The 14,333-nt window shown below is 63.9% G+C and carries 14 protein-coding genes and 1 pseudogene; 8 read left to right on the plus strand and 7 right to left on the minus strand.

The annotated features are described in order from the left end of the window. Nucleotides 1–5 precede the first annotated feature (5 nt). Both rfbC and ACP694_RS03800 read right to left on the minus strand, forming a co-directional pair. Nucleotides 6–620 (minus strand): annotated as a pseudogene (rfbC, locus tag ACP694_RS03795) (dTDP-4-dehydrorhamnose 3,5-epimerase). Further along, nucleotides 505–1,824 (minus strand): glycosyltransferase family 4 protein, encoded by a 1,320-nt coding sequence (locus ACP694_RS03800; protein WP_426010535.1) that lies wholly within the window; start codon nt 1,822–1,824, stop codon nt 505–507. Before ACP694_RS03800 ends, rfbC begins: the two are co-directional and overlap by 116 nt. Nucleotides 1,825–1,896: 72 nt before the next feature. Between ACP694_RS03800 and ACP694_RS03805 the strand changes: the two genes are divergently transcribed. Next, nucleotides 1,897–2,916, plus strand: coding sequence for a glycosyltransferase family 2 protein (locus ACP694_RS03805; RefSeq protein WP_426010537.1), 1,020 nt, complete (start codon nt 1,897–1,899; stop codon nt 2,914–2,916). Here ACP694_RS03805 and argE read toward each other — a convergent pair. Beyond that, a complete protein-coding gene (argE, locus tag ACP694_RS03810; protein WP_426011287.1) occupies nt 2,876–4,057 on the minus strand; it encodes an acetylornithine deacetylase in 1,182 nt (393 codons plus the stop codon). The two genes, ACP694_RS03805 and argE, sit on opposite strands and share 41 nt — an antisense overlap. 99 nt (nt 4,058–4,156) lie before the next feature. Further along, a complete protein-coding gene (locus ACP694_RS03815) occupies nt 4,157–4,666 on the minus strand; it encodes an FKBP-type peptidyl-prolyl cis-trans isomerase (RefSeq protein ID WP_426010539.1) in 510 nt (169 codons plus the stop codon). Between the two features lie 198 nt (nt 4,667–4,864). Here ACP694_RS03815 and ACP694_RS03820 point away from each other — a divergent pair, with 198 nt between their 5' ends. Further along, entirely contained in the window at nt 4,865–5,734 is an 870-nt protein-coding gene (locus ACP694_RS03820; RefSeq protein ID WP_426010541.1) for a UTP--glucose-1-phosphate uridylyltransferase, read from the plus strand. A 67-nt stretch (nt 5,735–5,801) separates the two neighbouring features. Beyond that, entirely contained in the window at nt 5,802–6,476 is a 675-nt protein-coding gene (locus ACP694_RS03825; RefSeq protein ID WP_426010543.1) for a DUF1796 family putative cysteine peptidase, read from the plus strand. A 102-nt stretch (nt 6,477–6,578) separates the two neighbouring features. On the opposite strand, the gene ACP694_RS03830 is transcribed toward ACP694_RS03825, so the two are convergent. Further along, on the minus strand, nt 6,579–7,781 hold the full coding sequence (locus ACP694_RS03830) for a threonine ammonia-lyase (RefSeq protein ID WP_426010545.1): 1,203 nt from the start codon (nt 7,779–7,781) through the stop codon (nt 6,579–6,581). 106 nt (nt 7,782–7,887) lie between these two features. Here ACP694_RS03830 and ACP694_RS03835 point away from each other — a divergent pair, with 106 nt between their 5' ends. Beyond that, a complete protein-coding gene (locus ACP694_RS03835) occupies nt 7,888–9,015 on the plus strand; it encodes an NAD(P)/FAD-dependent oxidoreductase (protein ID WP_426010547.1) in 1,128 nt (375 codons plus the stop codon). Continuing rightward, the gene (locus ACP694_RS03840) at nt 9,012–10,280 is read left to right on the plus strand and encodes an HAD-IIIA family hydrolase (RefSeq protein ID WP_426010549.1); all 1,269 of its coding nucleotides are present in this window, start codon (nt 9,012–9,014) and stop codon (nt 10,278–10,280) included. The genes ACP694_RS03835 and ACP694_RS03840 overlap by 4 nt, the downstream gene beginning before the upstream one ends. A gap of 19 nt (nt 10,281–10,299) precedes the next feature. Here the strand turns inward: ACP694_RS03840 and ACP694_RS03845 are convergent, their stop codons facing one another. Together ACP694_RS03845 and ACP694_RS03850 are read right to left on the minus strand one after the other, a co-directional pair. Continuing rightward, nucleotides 10,300–11,052, minus strand: a complete 753-nt coding sequence (locus ACP694_RS03845; protein ID WP_426010551.1) for an ABC transporter ATP-binding protein — start codon at nt 11,050–11,052, stop codon at nt 10,300–10,302. 7 nt (nt 11,053–11,059) lie between these two features. Next, the gene (locus tag ACP694_RS03850) at nt 11,060–11,839 is read right to left on the minus strand and encodes an ABC transporter permease (protein WP_426010553.1); all 780 of its coding nucleotides are present in this window, start codon (nt 11,837–11,839) and stop codon (nt 11,060–11,062) included. A gap of 161 nt (nt 11,840–12,000) precedes the next feature. Here ACP694_RS03850 and ACP694_RS03855 point away from each other — a divergent pair, with 161 nt between their 5' ends. The 3 genes from ACP694_RS03855 to ACP694_RS03865 all read left to right on the plus strand — a co-directional run bounded on the left by ACP694_RS03855 (nt 12,001) and on the right by ACP694_RS03865 (nt 14,326). Beyond that, complete coding sequence (locus ACP694_RS03855; protein ID WP_426010555.1) at nt 12,001–13,098, plus strand: DegT/DnrJ/EryC1/StrS family aminotransferase; 1,098 nt, start codon at nt 12,001–12,003, stop codon at nt 13,096–13,098. A gap of 100 nt (nt 13,099–13,198) precedes the next feature. After that, nucleotides 13,199–13,900, plus strand: a complete 702-nt coding sequence (locus ACP694_RS03860; RefSeq protein ID WP_426010557.1) for a TylF/MycF/NovP-related O-methyltransferase — start codon at nt 13,199–13,201, stop codon at nt 13,898–13,900. A 204-nt stretch (nt 13,901–14,104) separates the two neighbouring features. Further along, a complete protein-coding gene (locus ACP694_RS03865) occupies nt 14,105–14,326 on the plus strand; it encodes a hypothetical protein (RefSeq protein ID WP_426010559.1) in 222 nt (73 codons plus the stop codon). The last annotated feature ends 7 nt before the right edge of the window (nt 14,327–14,333 follow it).

Below are 14,333 nucleotides of genomic sequence, written 5' to 3' on the forward strand. Positions count from 1 at the left end.
TGTGTTCAGTACACGAAGGGTGTGGCGAGGTCGGTCAGAAGGCGCGCCGCTGCGTCGCGAGCATTGACGGTGATTTCGACCGCCGGGAGCTTCCAGTCAATGCCCAGCGCCGGATCGTTCCAGCGGAGCGCGCCCTCGGCCTGGGGCTGGTAATAGTTGGTCACTTTATAGAGCGCCTCGCGGTCGTCGTTCAGGGTGCAGTAGGCATGAGCAAAACCTTTGGGGACCAGCAACTGGTGGTCGTTGCACGCCGAGAGTTCCGCGCCAACCCAATGTCCGAACGTCGGCTAACCGCGCCGGATATCGACCGCGACATCGAAGATCGCGCCGCGTACGCAGCGCACCAGTTTGTCCTGTGCATACGGCGGCTTTTGGAAGTGCAGGCCTCGCACAACGCCGCGCTTGGTCGAGCACGCGTGATTGTCCTGTACGAAAGCGCGCCCCGTAAAGCCCGCCTCTTGCAGCAGAGATTGACGAATTGTCCCGGAAAACCAGCCGCGTTCGTCATTGCGCCGCTGGGGCGTGATCAAGAGGACGTCTGGGGTCGGGAGTTGGCCGAGAGTCATGAACAGGTCCGTCAAGGTCATGTGGCCGCGATGTCGATGGAGGCCCCCAGCCATCGAGGGCGCGGCGCATGTTGTCGGCGACGACGCGCACCGCGAGCTGGTCGCGCGCGGCGTTCCGGGCGCGGGCGCCCAGAGCCTCGCGGCGGGCGCGGTCGTCGATCAGTTCGGCTAGGGCCTTACCCGCCGCCGCCACGTCAGCCTGTGCCCATAGGCCCTTGCGATAGATGCCTTGCGGATCATCAACGGGGACCAGGGAATATGGGATCAAGGCTGCGGTCGAGTCGTCCATGAAGTCCATATTGCCTGACCAGCCCGTGGCGACTACGGCCTTGCCCGCCGCCATCGCCTCGGCCAACAGCAGGCCGAAACCCTCGGAGCGATGCAGGGACAGGAGAATGTCGCAACTGGCCAGCAGGCTGTCGCGATCGGCGACGGTCAGGATCTCTTCGATCAACACCACATCCGGTGTATTGCCGATCGCCGCCCGCAGCATGGCCAGGGCCTCCGGCGCCTCGGCCCCCCCTACGGTCTTAAAGACCAGGGTCACGGGCGCGCGGGCGTCGGCGGCGGCGAAGCGGAAAGCCTCCAAGGCAGCGAGGGGATTCTTGCGAGCCAGGGTGGAACGGAGGTCGAAAGCGCAGAGCACGATCACCCGATCCGGATCCAGGCCAAATCGGGCCCGCGCCGGATGTCGTTGGTCCACGGACACGAAATGGGGCACAATCCGCACCCTCATGCCGCGCGGCGCGGCGCGCTGGATGGCCTCGGCTGTGAATCGAGAGGGCGCCCAAATCTCATCGACATAACGAAAGGCCGGCCTCCACAGAGCTGGGATGGCGGCCAGCTCCCACGCCCAATAGCCGATAACGTGCTTGCCCTCGAACGGCGTCGAGTCGGCGGCGATCAGCTGCATCAGCTCTGGCGGGTTAAGGTGAGCGATCATCACGCCGGGCCCGCCAAGTGGGGTGGCGACGTCGCCATGATCGAGCTGGCGCGGATGACCCAGGCGCTCCGAAACGTCCCAGGCGGTGGCGGCCATTCCAGTGGAAGCCAGCGCCGAGACCACGCCACGGGCGGCCTCTCCCAGGCCCAGCACCGCCCCATGAAACCCGGCGACGACGATAGGACCGCCGGAGGTCGAGCGCTTACGCCGCCAGCCGAAGCGGCGGTAAGCGCGTATCGCCGGCAGGCGAACGGAAATCGCCTCGCAGATATCCGGCAGGCGCCGCCACACCAGAGCTTTGATTTGTTTCCACACGATCAATGTACCTTGGCGCGGTCGGGCTGTGTTAGCCAGAATTCCCACTCGCATTCAATAGACTGTTCGTTCATGGGCCCGCCGCCGCTTATCAGCATTCTCCTCGTTTCCTATCAGAGCGGCGCGACGCTTGAGCGCTGCTTGGCGGGTCTGCAAGGCCAGACTTTCACTGACTTCGAGATTTTGCTGGTCGACAACGCCTCGACGGACGGCGCGCCTCAGGCCGCCGTCGCGGCCAACCCAGCGATACGTTTTCTTGAACCCGGTGCGAATCTTGGCTTTGCGGCTGGCAACAACCTGGCGGCGCGCACGGCGCGGGGACGCTGGCTGGCGCTGCTCAATCCTGACGCCTATCCACATCCGGACTGGCTGGAGGCCCTCGTCGCGGCCACGCGCCGCCACCCCGACATTCGCTCGTTCGCGACCGTGCAATTGGTGGCCGACGAGACCGAGTTGATGGACGGGGCGGGCGACAACATGACTTCGTCCGGCATCCCGTTCCGGGGCGGCTACCGGAGAAAGCTGCCCGCGACCCTGGCGGAGGGCGAGGTGTTCTCGGCCTGCGGCGCGGCGACGTTGATCGACCGAGCGCTGTTCCAGGCTCTGGGCGGCTTCGACGAGCGGTTCTTCTGCTACTGCGAGGACGTTGATCTCGGCTATCGGCTGCGGCTGGCCGGGAAGGCGACCCTTCTGGTTCCGAAGGCGCGGGTGGACCATGTCGGCTCGGCGACCACCGGCGTCCGCTCGGACTTCTCCGTCTTCCACGGCTCGCGCAATCGGGTGTGGACCTTCATCAAGAACACCCCGCCGCTGCTGCTTTGGCTGACCGCACCGCTGCACGTGGCGGTGACCTCGGGACTGCTGCTGCTGCATCTCCGGCGTGGCGACGCCGGACCGGCGGTGCGCGGCATCCGCGCGGCGCTGAAGCGCGAGGCGCTGGCTGGGATCTGGGCGTCGCGACGGCAGATCCAGGCCGGCCGCAAGGTCGGCTCGTGGGAGATCCTGCGGGTCATGAGCATCGATCCCGTAGCCTTCATTGGCCGCCGGCTGATCATCCGGCCTTGGAAAGGTCCTCGATCAACCGGCGCATGAAGGTCGCGCCGCGTTCCATCTGGCTGATTTCCACGAATTCGTCGGGTTGGTGGGCCTGGTCGATCGAGCCGGGGCCGCAGATCACGGTTGAGAAGCCCGCCCCCTGGAACTGGCCAGCCTCGGCGGCGTAGGGCACGACGCGGGGCGGGCCATTGTCGCCGGCGATGCGGCGGGCGAAGGTCTCGGCGACGCCGTCGATCTCCGGCGCGAAGGGCGGGGTCATCGAGCGGGTCTCGACCACCACGCCGCCCTCGGGGGCCTTGGCCTTGATCTGAGCGTCCAGCGTTTTGGTCAGGGCGAAGAAGTCGGATAGGATCGTCTGGGCGTTCAGACCGGCCGGCATTCGCAGGTCGAAGATGAACACACATTCGCGCGCCAGGATGTTGACTGCCGTGCCGCCGTTCACCTGACCGACCGTCAGGCTGGCGCCCTTGGGCATGAACGGCGAGTCCGGGTCGGCCTCGCGCTCCAGCCGCTCCGACAGATCGACCAGATGGCTCATCAGCTTGACGGCGAACATGTTGGCCGAGACGCCCAGATGGGTCAGGCTGGAGTGGGCCTCGCGTCCGGTGACCGTGACGCGGAAGCTGGCGATACCCTTGTGGCCGCGCACCGCCACCATGTCGGTGGGCTCGCCGACCACCACGAGGGCGGGACGGGGCAATTCGGTGGCGATCACCGCGATCATGTCGGGCGCGCCCAAGCAACCGACCTCCTCGTCATAGGAGAAGGCCAGGTGGACAGGGCGGTCGAGCGTGGCGGCCGCCAGGTCGGGCGCGGCGGCCAGGGCCAGGGCGAGAAACCCCTTCATGTCGCAGGTTCCCCGGCCATAGAGTCGGCCGCCGCGCGAGGTCAGGACGAAAGGGTCGCTGGTCCAGGGCTGGCCATCGACCGGCACCACGTCGGTATGGCCAGACAGCACCACGCCGCCCGGAACGGCCGGACCGATGCTGGCCAGCAGGTTGCTCTTGGTCCCGTCCGCGTTGGGCACCCGCCGCGAGGCGACGCCCAGGTCGGACAGATAGGCCTCCACCCATTCGATCAGGGCCAGGTTGGAACGACGCGACGTGGTGTCGAAAGCCACCAGCGTGGCCAGGATATCGACGGCGCGGGCCGAAAGCGCTTCTGGGGAGGAGACCATCACGGGACACTAGCCTGAGCTGCGGCGCTCGCCTACCGCAGCGACGCTTGGAGGAGTCATTCGCGTGTATTGCTTTGGTCAGGTCGCGACTGGGTCGGCCTAGGTGGGGGCGTGTTCCTTGGGCGCCTGGATCTTCATGGACTCCACGGCGACCAGCTCGATGCGGAAGATCATGACGCTGTTTCCGGGGATCGGACCCTTGTCCTCAGCGCCATAGCCCAGGCTCGGCGGCACATAGAGGGTCCATTCGTCGCCGGGTCGCATCATCACAAGCGCCTCTTGCCAGGCCGGAACCAGGCCTTGCAGGGGAAAGGTTTCCGGCTGGTGGCGCGCGTAGGAGCTGTCGAACACGAAGCCGTCCACCAGCTTGCCCTCGTAGTTGACGGTGACCTCGTCGATCGGCGCGGGCTTGCCGCCCTCGGCCGGTCCTGAGCGGACAACCCTGTACTGCAGGCCGTCGGGCAGGGTGACGACGCCAGGCTGCTTGGCGTTGGCGGCCATGAAGGCGTTGGCGGTCTCCAGACTATGCTTCTGCCGGCCGTTGGGCCCGCAGGCCGACAGGGCCAGGGCGGCCCCCAGGGCGAGGATGAGGCTGAGGGTGCGGACCATGACGGGAAACTCCGGCGACAATACCGCTCCCTGCTAGACCATTTTGCGCCGTCGCGGAATCCACGGGCGCTCGAGCGCGAGAGGCGCGCCGATTTTCAACAGCGCGCGATTTGCAACGCCCGGTCACCGAACAGTGGTGGCGCAGACGCGCGACCCGCCCTAGAAACCCTCTACCCAATGACCGCTCACGAGGCTTTCATGAAACCCGTCCGCAAGGCTGTTCTCCCCGTCGCCGGTTTCGGCACCCGGGTTCTGCCCTGCACCAAGACCACGCCCAAGGAACTCCTGAACGTCGTGGACCGGCCGATCCTGTCCTATGTCGTCGAGGAAGGTCGCAAGGCGGGCATCGAGCACTTCGTCTTCGTGACGGGCCGCAACAAGGGCGCGATCGAGGACTATTTCGACCATCAGGTCGAGCTGGAGGCCGCCCTAGCCGCCAAGGGCAAGACCGCCCTGCTTGAAGAATTGCTCGGCGAATTGCCTCGACCCGGCGAGATGAGCTTCGTGCGCCAGATGGCCCCACTGGGCCTGGGCCACGCGGTGTGGTGCGCCCGTGACGTCATCGGCGACGAGCCGTTCGCTGTCATGCTGCCCGACATGGTGATGTCGGCCGGCGTTCCGGCCCTGGCCCAGGCCATCGAGGCCTATGACCAGAAGGGCGGCAACATCGTCGTCGTCGAGCCGGCCCCCGAGGGCATGGCCCACCAGTACGGCATCGTGGCGCTGGACGGCCAGGAGGGCCGCCTCAACCGCATGACCGGCATGGTCGAGAAGCCGCCGAAGGGGACCGAGCCCTCGAACCTGTTCATCTCGGGCCGCTACATCCTGCAACCGGAAATCTTCGACCTGCTGGCCCAACAGGGCAAGGGGGCTGGCGGCGAAATCCAGCTGACCGACTCGATGTTGACCCTGCTCAAGTCGCAGGACTTCCACGCCCTGGAATACGAGGGCGAAACCTATGACTGCGGCGACAAGATCGGCCTGCTGCGCGCCAATGTGGCGATGGCGCTGAAGCGTCCGGATTTGGCCGACGCCGCCCGGGCGATGATCCGGGAGCTTTGCGGCTAACCGCACGGGTAGGAACCATCCGTCTTGCCGGAGCGTTAGTCCGGCGGGGCGCGGTGCGGGTTTAGCCATGCAATTCTTGAGTGTTGGCGGCTATTGTCAAGTAGCGCATCAGATTCAGCGCTATACCGGTTGCAAGACATCTAGCCCATTCGACTGGTTAGTCAGCCCGATCGACGGGACGATCAAGATCATCGAGGATGACGGAGAGGGGCTGGCGCGCGATGTCAAGACCCGGTCAAACGGGAAATCGGCAATCTGCGCGCGATATGGCGTCTCCTATCATCATGAATTCATCCGCGACAAGGATGGGCTTGTAGTCTTCAGTGTTGAAGCCCTGCTCTCCACGCGCGCTAAGCTGTTGCACAAATTGCGGAACTTCAGAGCCCAAGCCCGAATGGGTCCGGTCACCTTCATACGCTTTGGAACCTTCGCGCATTCAGCCGACGCAAATCCTTATCTTGCAGACGAGCCAATGCCGTTTTCCAAGCTCAACGCGCTGGCTGTCGCGCTGGAAGCGATGTCGCGCGACTTCCGGCTGGCCGTTGTCAATCACGACTCGATCTGGCCGCTCCACGCCGATGTCGCCTTGGATGAGCGGATCGACCTTCACCGGATCGAGGTTTCGGAGAGCGGGACGTGGGAAGGCGACGACGCTCAATGGGACGCCATACTGGGCCAATACGCGCCGCGCCCAGACAAAGCCCGGAAGGTGCGCGGCGCCTACGTTCGGCAAGAGGCCTAGACGTCAGAGCCACGAGAGTCCGGCGGCTCACGGCTGAAAAAGTTAAGGCGCGAGCCTGCAAGATGTTGATCCGGCCATCGAAGTCCGGGACGAAACATCTCTCTACACCGCCCTCGGCGGATAGCCCTTATCGCGCAAGGCGTTCATGACCTCCTGGGTGTGCTGGGCGTCGCGGGTTTCGATGGTGATATCGAACTCTGCGCCCTTGGCCGGCACGTCCAGGGCCAAACGGTTGTGATTGACCTCGATGATGTTGGCGCCCGCCGTGCCGATCACATTGGCGACGGTTGACAACAGACCTGGTCGGTCGTCGCCGACGATGCGCAAGGACACCAGGCGCTGGGCGCGGACCAGTTCGCGAGTCAACACCGAGGCCAGTAGGCGGGTGTCGATATTGCCGCCGCACAGGATCAGGCCGCACTTCTTGCCGCGGAACCGCTCGGGATAGGCCAGGAGGGCGGCCAGCGAGGCCGCGCCCGCGCCTTCGGCGATTGTCTTCTCGACATTGCAGTAAAGGGCCACGGCCTGCTCGATATGCGGCTCTTCCAGCAGCAGCACGTCATCGATCAGCGGTCGCGCGACCCCGTAGGTCAGCTGCCCCACCTGTTTGACGGCAATGCCTTCGGCGATGGTCTGGCCGCCACAGTGAGCCTCGATGCCTCGCATCTTGGCGGTGAAGGACGGATACATGGCCGGCTCGCAGCCGATGATACGGATATCGGGCTTGATGGCCTTGGCCGCCGTGCCCACGCCGCTGATCAGGCCACCACCGCCGATCGGCACGGGCATGACCTCCAAATCAGGGGCGTCCTCCAGCATCTCCAGCGCGATCGTGCCTTGGCCGGCCATGATATCGTAGTCGTCGAACGGGTGGACGAAGGTCAAGCCCTGCTCGTCGCGCAGCTTGCGGGCATGAGCGTTCGCGTCGTCATAGCTTTCGCCCTCTATGACCACCGTGGCCCCGAAGTCGCGGGTGTGTTGAACCTTGATGAAGGGGGTGGTGCGCGGCATGACGATGGTCACCGGCACGCCCAGCCGGGCGCCGTGATAGGCCAGACCCTGAGCATGGTTGCCGGCGCTGGCGGCGATCACGCCCTTGGCCTTCTCGGCGTCCGACACCAGCATCAACTTGTTGAGCGCGCCGCGCTCCTTGTAGGCGGCCGTGAACTGCAGGTTCTCGAACTTCACCCAGACTTCCGCGCCGGTGATCTTGGACAGGGTCCGAGAGTAACGGCACGGCGTGCGCTCGATCTGGCCGGCGAGGCGGGCGGCGGCGGCGCGGATCGTTTCAATTGACAGGGTCATTGGGCCGCCGGGTTTTTTGAAGGCAGGAACCTAGTCGCGCTCCCCTCGCGCCGCAACGGCGCATGCACGTTCACCTCCGCGCCAACGTCTGTTATATCGCCCACGCATGATAGAATCCTTCGAGGTCGACACGCTTGTGATCGGGGCTGGCGTGGTCGGCCTGGCTTGCGCAGCGGCTCTGGCCAGGCAGGGGCGGCGAGACGTCGTCGTGCTGGAAGCCGAGCGAGCGATCGGCACGCAGACTTCGTCGCGCAATAGCGAGGTCATTCACGCCGGGATCTATTACCCGACAGGCAGCTTGAAGCATACCTTGTGCCTCGAAGGCCGCCACCTGCTTTATGCTTATTTGGCTGAGCGCGGCGTGGACCATCGTCGGTGCGGCAAGCTCATCGTCGCTACCGATGTAAATGAGAACGACAAGGTCGAAGCGCTTCACCACCAGGCCTTGAGAAACGATGTCGAGGGGATGGAGATGCTGACAGTCGCTCAGGCTCGGGCGCTTGAGCCGGACCTGAACTGCACCCTCGCTAGCCTCTCAAGCCAGACCGGCATCATCGACAGTCACGGGTTCATGGTTAGCCTGCGTGGCGAATTGGAGGATTTCGGCGGCGTGGTCGCCTTTAACGCGCCGGTTACGAGGATCGAGGCGCGCGCTGCTGGGGGCTTCCAGGTTACGGTGGGCGGCCCGGCTCCGACGTTGGTCGTGTGCGCTCGGCTCGTCAACGCCGCCGGCCTGGGCGCGGTCGGCCTGGCGCAGACCCTCGAAGGCTTCAGCCGCCCCGTGCCGGCCCTGCGCTTGGCCAAGGGATCCTACTTTGGTTATGCGGGTCGGCCAGCGTTCTCTCGACTAATCTATCCCGCGCCCGTGGACGGTGGGCTGGGCGTCCACGTGACCCTCGATTTGGCGGGGAGAATGCGCTTTGGGCCCGACGTCGAGTGGCTGCCAGGCGACGACCCTGGTCGCGTGGACTACGCGGTTGATATCGCGCGGGCCGATTCGTTCTACGCGGCCGTGCGCCGTTATTGGCCGGGACTGCCTGACGGCGCCTTGGTCGCCGACTATGCCGGGTGCCGCGCCAAGCTAAGCGGTCCCGGCGAGCCAGCCGCGGATTTCAGGATCGACGGTCCGGGCGCGCATGGCCGAGAGGGGTTGGTGGAGCTCTTCGGGATCGAGTCGCCAGGCTTGACGAGCGCCTTGTCGATTGCGCGTCTCGTCGCCGCGACTCTGGCATGACGGATGCCAAATTCACCCATGATGTAGGCCGGATGGCCTCATCCGAAAGCGAAGGAAGAACCATGAGGCAGGCTGTGATCCTGGTTGGGGGCAAGGGAACGCGCCTTGGTGGTCTGACCCGGAACACGCCCAAGCCGCTGCTGCAGATCGATGGCGACCGGCGCTTTTTGGACTATCTGCTCACGAATGTCGCGCGCCACGGCATAAGCGAAATTCTGCTCATCGCGGGCCATCTGGGTGACCAGGTGCAGCAGCGATACGACGGTCAGCGGATCGGTGAATGTGAAATCATCGTCGTGCGCGAACCCGAACCCGCTGGCACGGGCGGCGCGTTGGTTCATGTTCGCGACCGGTTAGACCCAGTATTTCTGATGTTGAACGGCGATTCGTTCTTCGACTTCAACTACTTGGCTCTCACCAGCGTGCTGCGGCCTGGTGACCTGGGGGCTCTGGCTCTTCGCTGGGTTGGAGACGCGCGGCGCTATGGCGCGACCGAGCAGCGCGACGGCCGCATCCTGAGTTTTCGCGAAAAGGACGAGACGCTGGCCGATGGGGCCTGGATCTCCGGCGGAGTCTACCTTCTCAGGCGGTCGGTTTTGGATTATCTGGGACCGCTACCTTGCTCGATTGAGTCGGACGTCTTCCTACAGGCCGCCGCGGCAGGCCGGCTGGGTTGCGCGACCTTCGAGGGCTATTTTCTGGACATCGGCCTGCCCGAAACCCTGCAACAAGGTCGGGACGAGTTGCCGCGCGTCACCCGTCGGCCCGCCGTATTGCTGGATCGCGACAGCACCTTGAACGTGGACACCGGCTACACGCACCGCATCCAAGACTTGCGCTGGACGCCGGGCGCCGTAGCGGCGGTGAGGGCCATCAACGACGCCGGTTGGCTGGCCTTGGTGGTGACAAACCAGTCCGGCATCGCTCGTGGGCTCTACACCGAAGACCAGATGCGCGCGTTCCACGCCCACATGCAGCGCGAGCTCGCCGCGGCCGGCGCACATATCGACGGCTTCTATCACTGCCCGTTCCATCCAGAGGCGATCGTGGACACCTATCGCGACGCCGATCATCCTTGGCGCAAACCGAACCCGGGCATGCTGCGCGTAGCCTTGTCCGACTGGCAAGCGGATACGGCGCGCTCCGTGATGATCGGCGACCAAGACAGCGACATCGAGGCCGCCAAGGCTGCGGGCGTACGCGGCGTGAAATATGAAGGAGGCGCGCTCGACGTCTTAGTCCGCGCAGCCATCGCGGGGGCCTGACGCCCCCGCTAACGGCGGCTTACATGGCGGCTTCAGCTTGCCGCATGGCCACGGTGTATTCGTCAATCACCTCGTCAGGCTCGCCGAAGCGAACCATACGTCCGCCGTCCATCCAGAGCACCTTGGTGCAGGTATGGCGGATCAGTTCGAGAGAATGGCTGGCGAACACCAGGATCCGCGTGCGGTTCAGCATGCTGGTCAGCTGGGCCTCAGCCTTGTCAACGAAGTTGATGTCGCCGGCGCTCAGCCATTCATCGAGCACAAGGATATCGGCGTCGATCACCGTGCTCAAGGCGAAGGTCAGCCGAGCCTTCATGCCTTCCGAATAGGTCCGGAAGGGCAGGTGGATGAATTCGTTGAGATTTGTGAACGCGGGCACCCAGGTTCGGGCGTGCTTGATCTCAGCCTCGGTCGCGCCCAGAAAACGCAGCGGCAACTCGATATTGGCTTCGCCCGATAGCTCGGGGTTGATGCCCAGGCCCTTGTCGATTAGGGCCACGACCCGGCCTTGGATATCGACCCGGCCACGTTGGGGATGCGCAAGGCCAGCGACCACGCGCAAAAGCGTGGACTTGCCTGACCCATTGCGTCCGATCAGGCCCAGTCGGTCTCCGTCTTCGAGCTGCAAGCTTAGGTCGCGGATGGCGCGCACCTGCACCACTCCTGAAGGGCCTCCGCTAATCCTACGCATGGCGGACAGCTTCAGCGAGCGCCCCGCGACTTGGTAGACAGGGTAGTTGAAGTCGATGTGATCAAGATTGATGCGGGCCATTGGGGTCTCAAAGCCACAGGAAAAGCTTGCGGCGGGTGTACGCCTGAACGACGAGGGCAAGCGCCAGGCTGACGGCCGTTACAGCCAAGGCGACGCCCCAATTCAGCAAGGTCGGGACGTGGCCCAGCAGAGGTTGGCGGATCAGCTCGACGAAGTGGAAGAGGGGGTTGAGGACGACCACCGGGTTGCTGGCTTTTAGCTGACTGGCGCGCCAGAAGATCGGCGTCAGGAAAAAGGCGAGCTGAACGAAGCTGGCCATCACTTGCGGAATGTCACGGAACCGGGCGCTCAGGGGGCCCAGGATAAGCGCGACGCCGAAACCGAACAGCAGCATGATCGCCAGCCCGGGCAGCGCCAGCACGATCAAGGGTGAAATGCGGTGCTGGAAAATGAAGAGCATCAGGACCACAACCAAGAGGTTGTGTCCAAAGATGATCAGGTTGCGAAAAACCATGCGCGCGGCAAACAGCGATAGGGGGAGCGGCAGCGCCCGGAGGTGGCTGTCGGACTCCATAACCACGTTGCAGGACTCAAGCAGCAAGCCCGACAACAGCGTCCAGGCGACCAGTCCGGCGGCGATAAAGGAAACATATTCCTTGAACGGCTGGTGAAAGATCTGGCTGTAAAGCAAGCCTAAGCCGATGATCAATGAGGCCATCGCCAAGCTGATCCAGAACGGGCCCAGCAAAGACCGTCGATATCTTAGGCTGATATCCTGGTTCGCCATGAGGAACCAGACGCGCCACCGGGTGAATATGGCGGCAAATTCGTCTGCGGCAGCGAGCATGTATGTCCTTGGGTACGGTAGAAAGCCTAGGCGCGCGAGCGACGCTTATCCGCCAAGGCGACAGGGCGCAACCCGTCGCGCCACCGATTGTCACGTCGTCCGCGATGTGGCACGTGCACGAAACCCAGGCCGGACAAGCCGGCGCGCCAGTGGATCGAGCCATGAATTTCTTCACTACAAAAGTGTCAGATGAAGCAATTGAGCGGGTCGTCCAGGTTCTTCGGTCCGGCTTCCTAAACGAGGGGGCGGTCGTCAAGGAGTTCGAGGCGGATCTAGTTGATTATCTCGGCGCCCCGCACGTCGTGACCACCAACAGCGCGACCTCGGCGCTACATCTGGCGTTGATCCATCTGGGAATTGGACCGGGTGACGAGGTGATCATTCCGCCTCAAACCTTCGTGGCCACCGGCCTGGTTGTCCTGCATGCGGGGGCGACCCCGGTTTTCGCCGATATCGACCCTGAGACGGGAAATATCGACCCGGCCTCGGTGCGACGCAAGATCACGGCGCGCACCAAGGCCGTCATTCCGGTGCACTGGGGCGGCGAGCCTTGCGACATGGATACGTTGAACGCGATCGCCACCGAAGCGGGGATCGCCGTTATCGAGGATGCGGCTCACGCATTCGGAGCGGTCTACAAAGGCCGGATGGTCGGTACGCTGTCGCGCCTGACCTGTTTCTCATTCCAGGCGATCAAGGGGATGACCACGGGAGATGGCGGCGCGATCGCCGTCCAGTCCGAGGAGGACGCCATCCTGCTCACCCGCCGGCGCTGGTTCGGGATCGACAAGACCCGCACGCCGGTCACTGACATCGGCGAGCGCAGCGTGGCGATCGACATCCTCGGCTACAAGTACCACATGAACAATATCGCCGCTGCCTTGGGCGTCGGGAATTTGCCTGACCACCCAGCCCGCTTGAGCCGCCGCCGCGAGATCGGGGCAACCTATCTGCACGAACTGGCTCAGGTCGCTGGCCTGCGCCACATTCGCCGCCGTGCCGACAGCGAGGGGGGGTTCTGGCTGTTCCCGATCCTGGTCGAGCGACGTGAAGACTTCGGGCGGGCGATGAAGTCGCGCGATGTGCCGATCACGGTCGTGGACCGCAGAATCGACAAGCACCCGATTCTGGGCGGATTGCGTGAAGATCTTGAAGGCGCTGCCCGTTTTGACGCCGAACAGATCCATATTCCGATTCACGAAGACCTCAGTGACGAGGACGTGGCTAAGGTCGTGGAATCCGTAAAGTCGGGGTGGTAAGATCTTGCGAAAATCTTTCTCGCATCGCCTAAAGCTTTTGCGGCAAAAATTTCGGAATACGCCCGGTCATTCGGATCCAATCGTTTGGAGCAATACCAGTATGAGTTACGAACAAATCGCCTCCAGTCTAATGACGGGCTGCACCTTTGCCCCGAATACATGGCCAGCTTCGAGTTTCCCCATCGGTACGATGTGGGGCGCTCGCATCAACGATGCCATGTGTGTGGTGGAGCGCGAATACGCTGCGGCTCTGCTGAAGCAATTGCATGAAGAGCAGGTCCCCGGCGCGGTCGTCGAGTTCGGCGTCTTCGAGGGCCGTTGGTTGGAGTTCCTGATGAACACCATGGACGGGATGGGCATGGCCCGTCCCGTGTTGGGTTTCGACAGCTTCGAGGGTCTTCCAGCCCCGACGGAAGCCGATGAAGGCATGGGCTGGGCGGAAGGCGAATATAATGCGCCGCTGACCCAGGTTTCTCAGCGTCTCCGCCTGGCCGAGCGGCCGCACCTCAAGCTCATCAAAGGTTGGTTCTGCGACACGATCGGCTTGCCCGAAGCCCAAGTGGACCAGATCGCCTATGCCCGCGTCGACGGAGACCTGTACGAATCCGCCGTCGATACCCTGTCCTACCTGAGCGGAAAATTGGTTGACGGCGCGATCCTGGTTTTCGACGATTGGACCTTCAATCCGGAAAAGGGTGAGACCAAGGCCTTTTTCGAATGGGCGCCGACGTCCGGCTACACGTTTGAAAGCCTGGGTTTCTTCTCAATCGGCCGCCTGTATATGCGAGTCTCCAAGACGTAAAAGCCCCGCTCCGGGGGAGGTCGAACCACCGAGATATCGGTTCAGTTCGAGCCTCCTCAGGCGCCGGGCGGTCGTCAGCTTTCGGTGACAAGACGCCCATTACGACCGACGGTCACGGACAACCAGCCCGGCGTGAACATTCATCCGGAAATCATGCATCGAACATGCGGCGAGTTCGTTTCGGACAGAGTGGAGAACCGCCCTATGTCCGACCCTGAACCGACTGTTCCGCGTCAGCGCTCGTCGTGGAAGAAAAAGGAATGGGCGGTCCTCGCGGTCTTCATGCTTGCGGTTGCCCTGGTCTTGATCTTCAAGCCGTGGGTTCCAGAGCCCGCTCCCACGAGGGAGCGTCCCGCCGTCATGAAGGATATTCCAGCCCAACCCGGCACCTATCCGGCCAACGAACCGCCGTCCTCCGCCCGTTGAGCCTCGC

This window comes from Caulobacter sp. DWR2-3-1b2 (assembly GCF_049896345.1).
Lineage (GTDB): Bacteria > Pseudomonadota > Alphaproteobacteria > Caulobacterales > Caulobacteraceae > Caulobacter.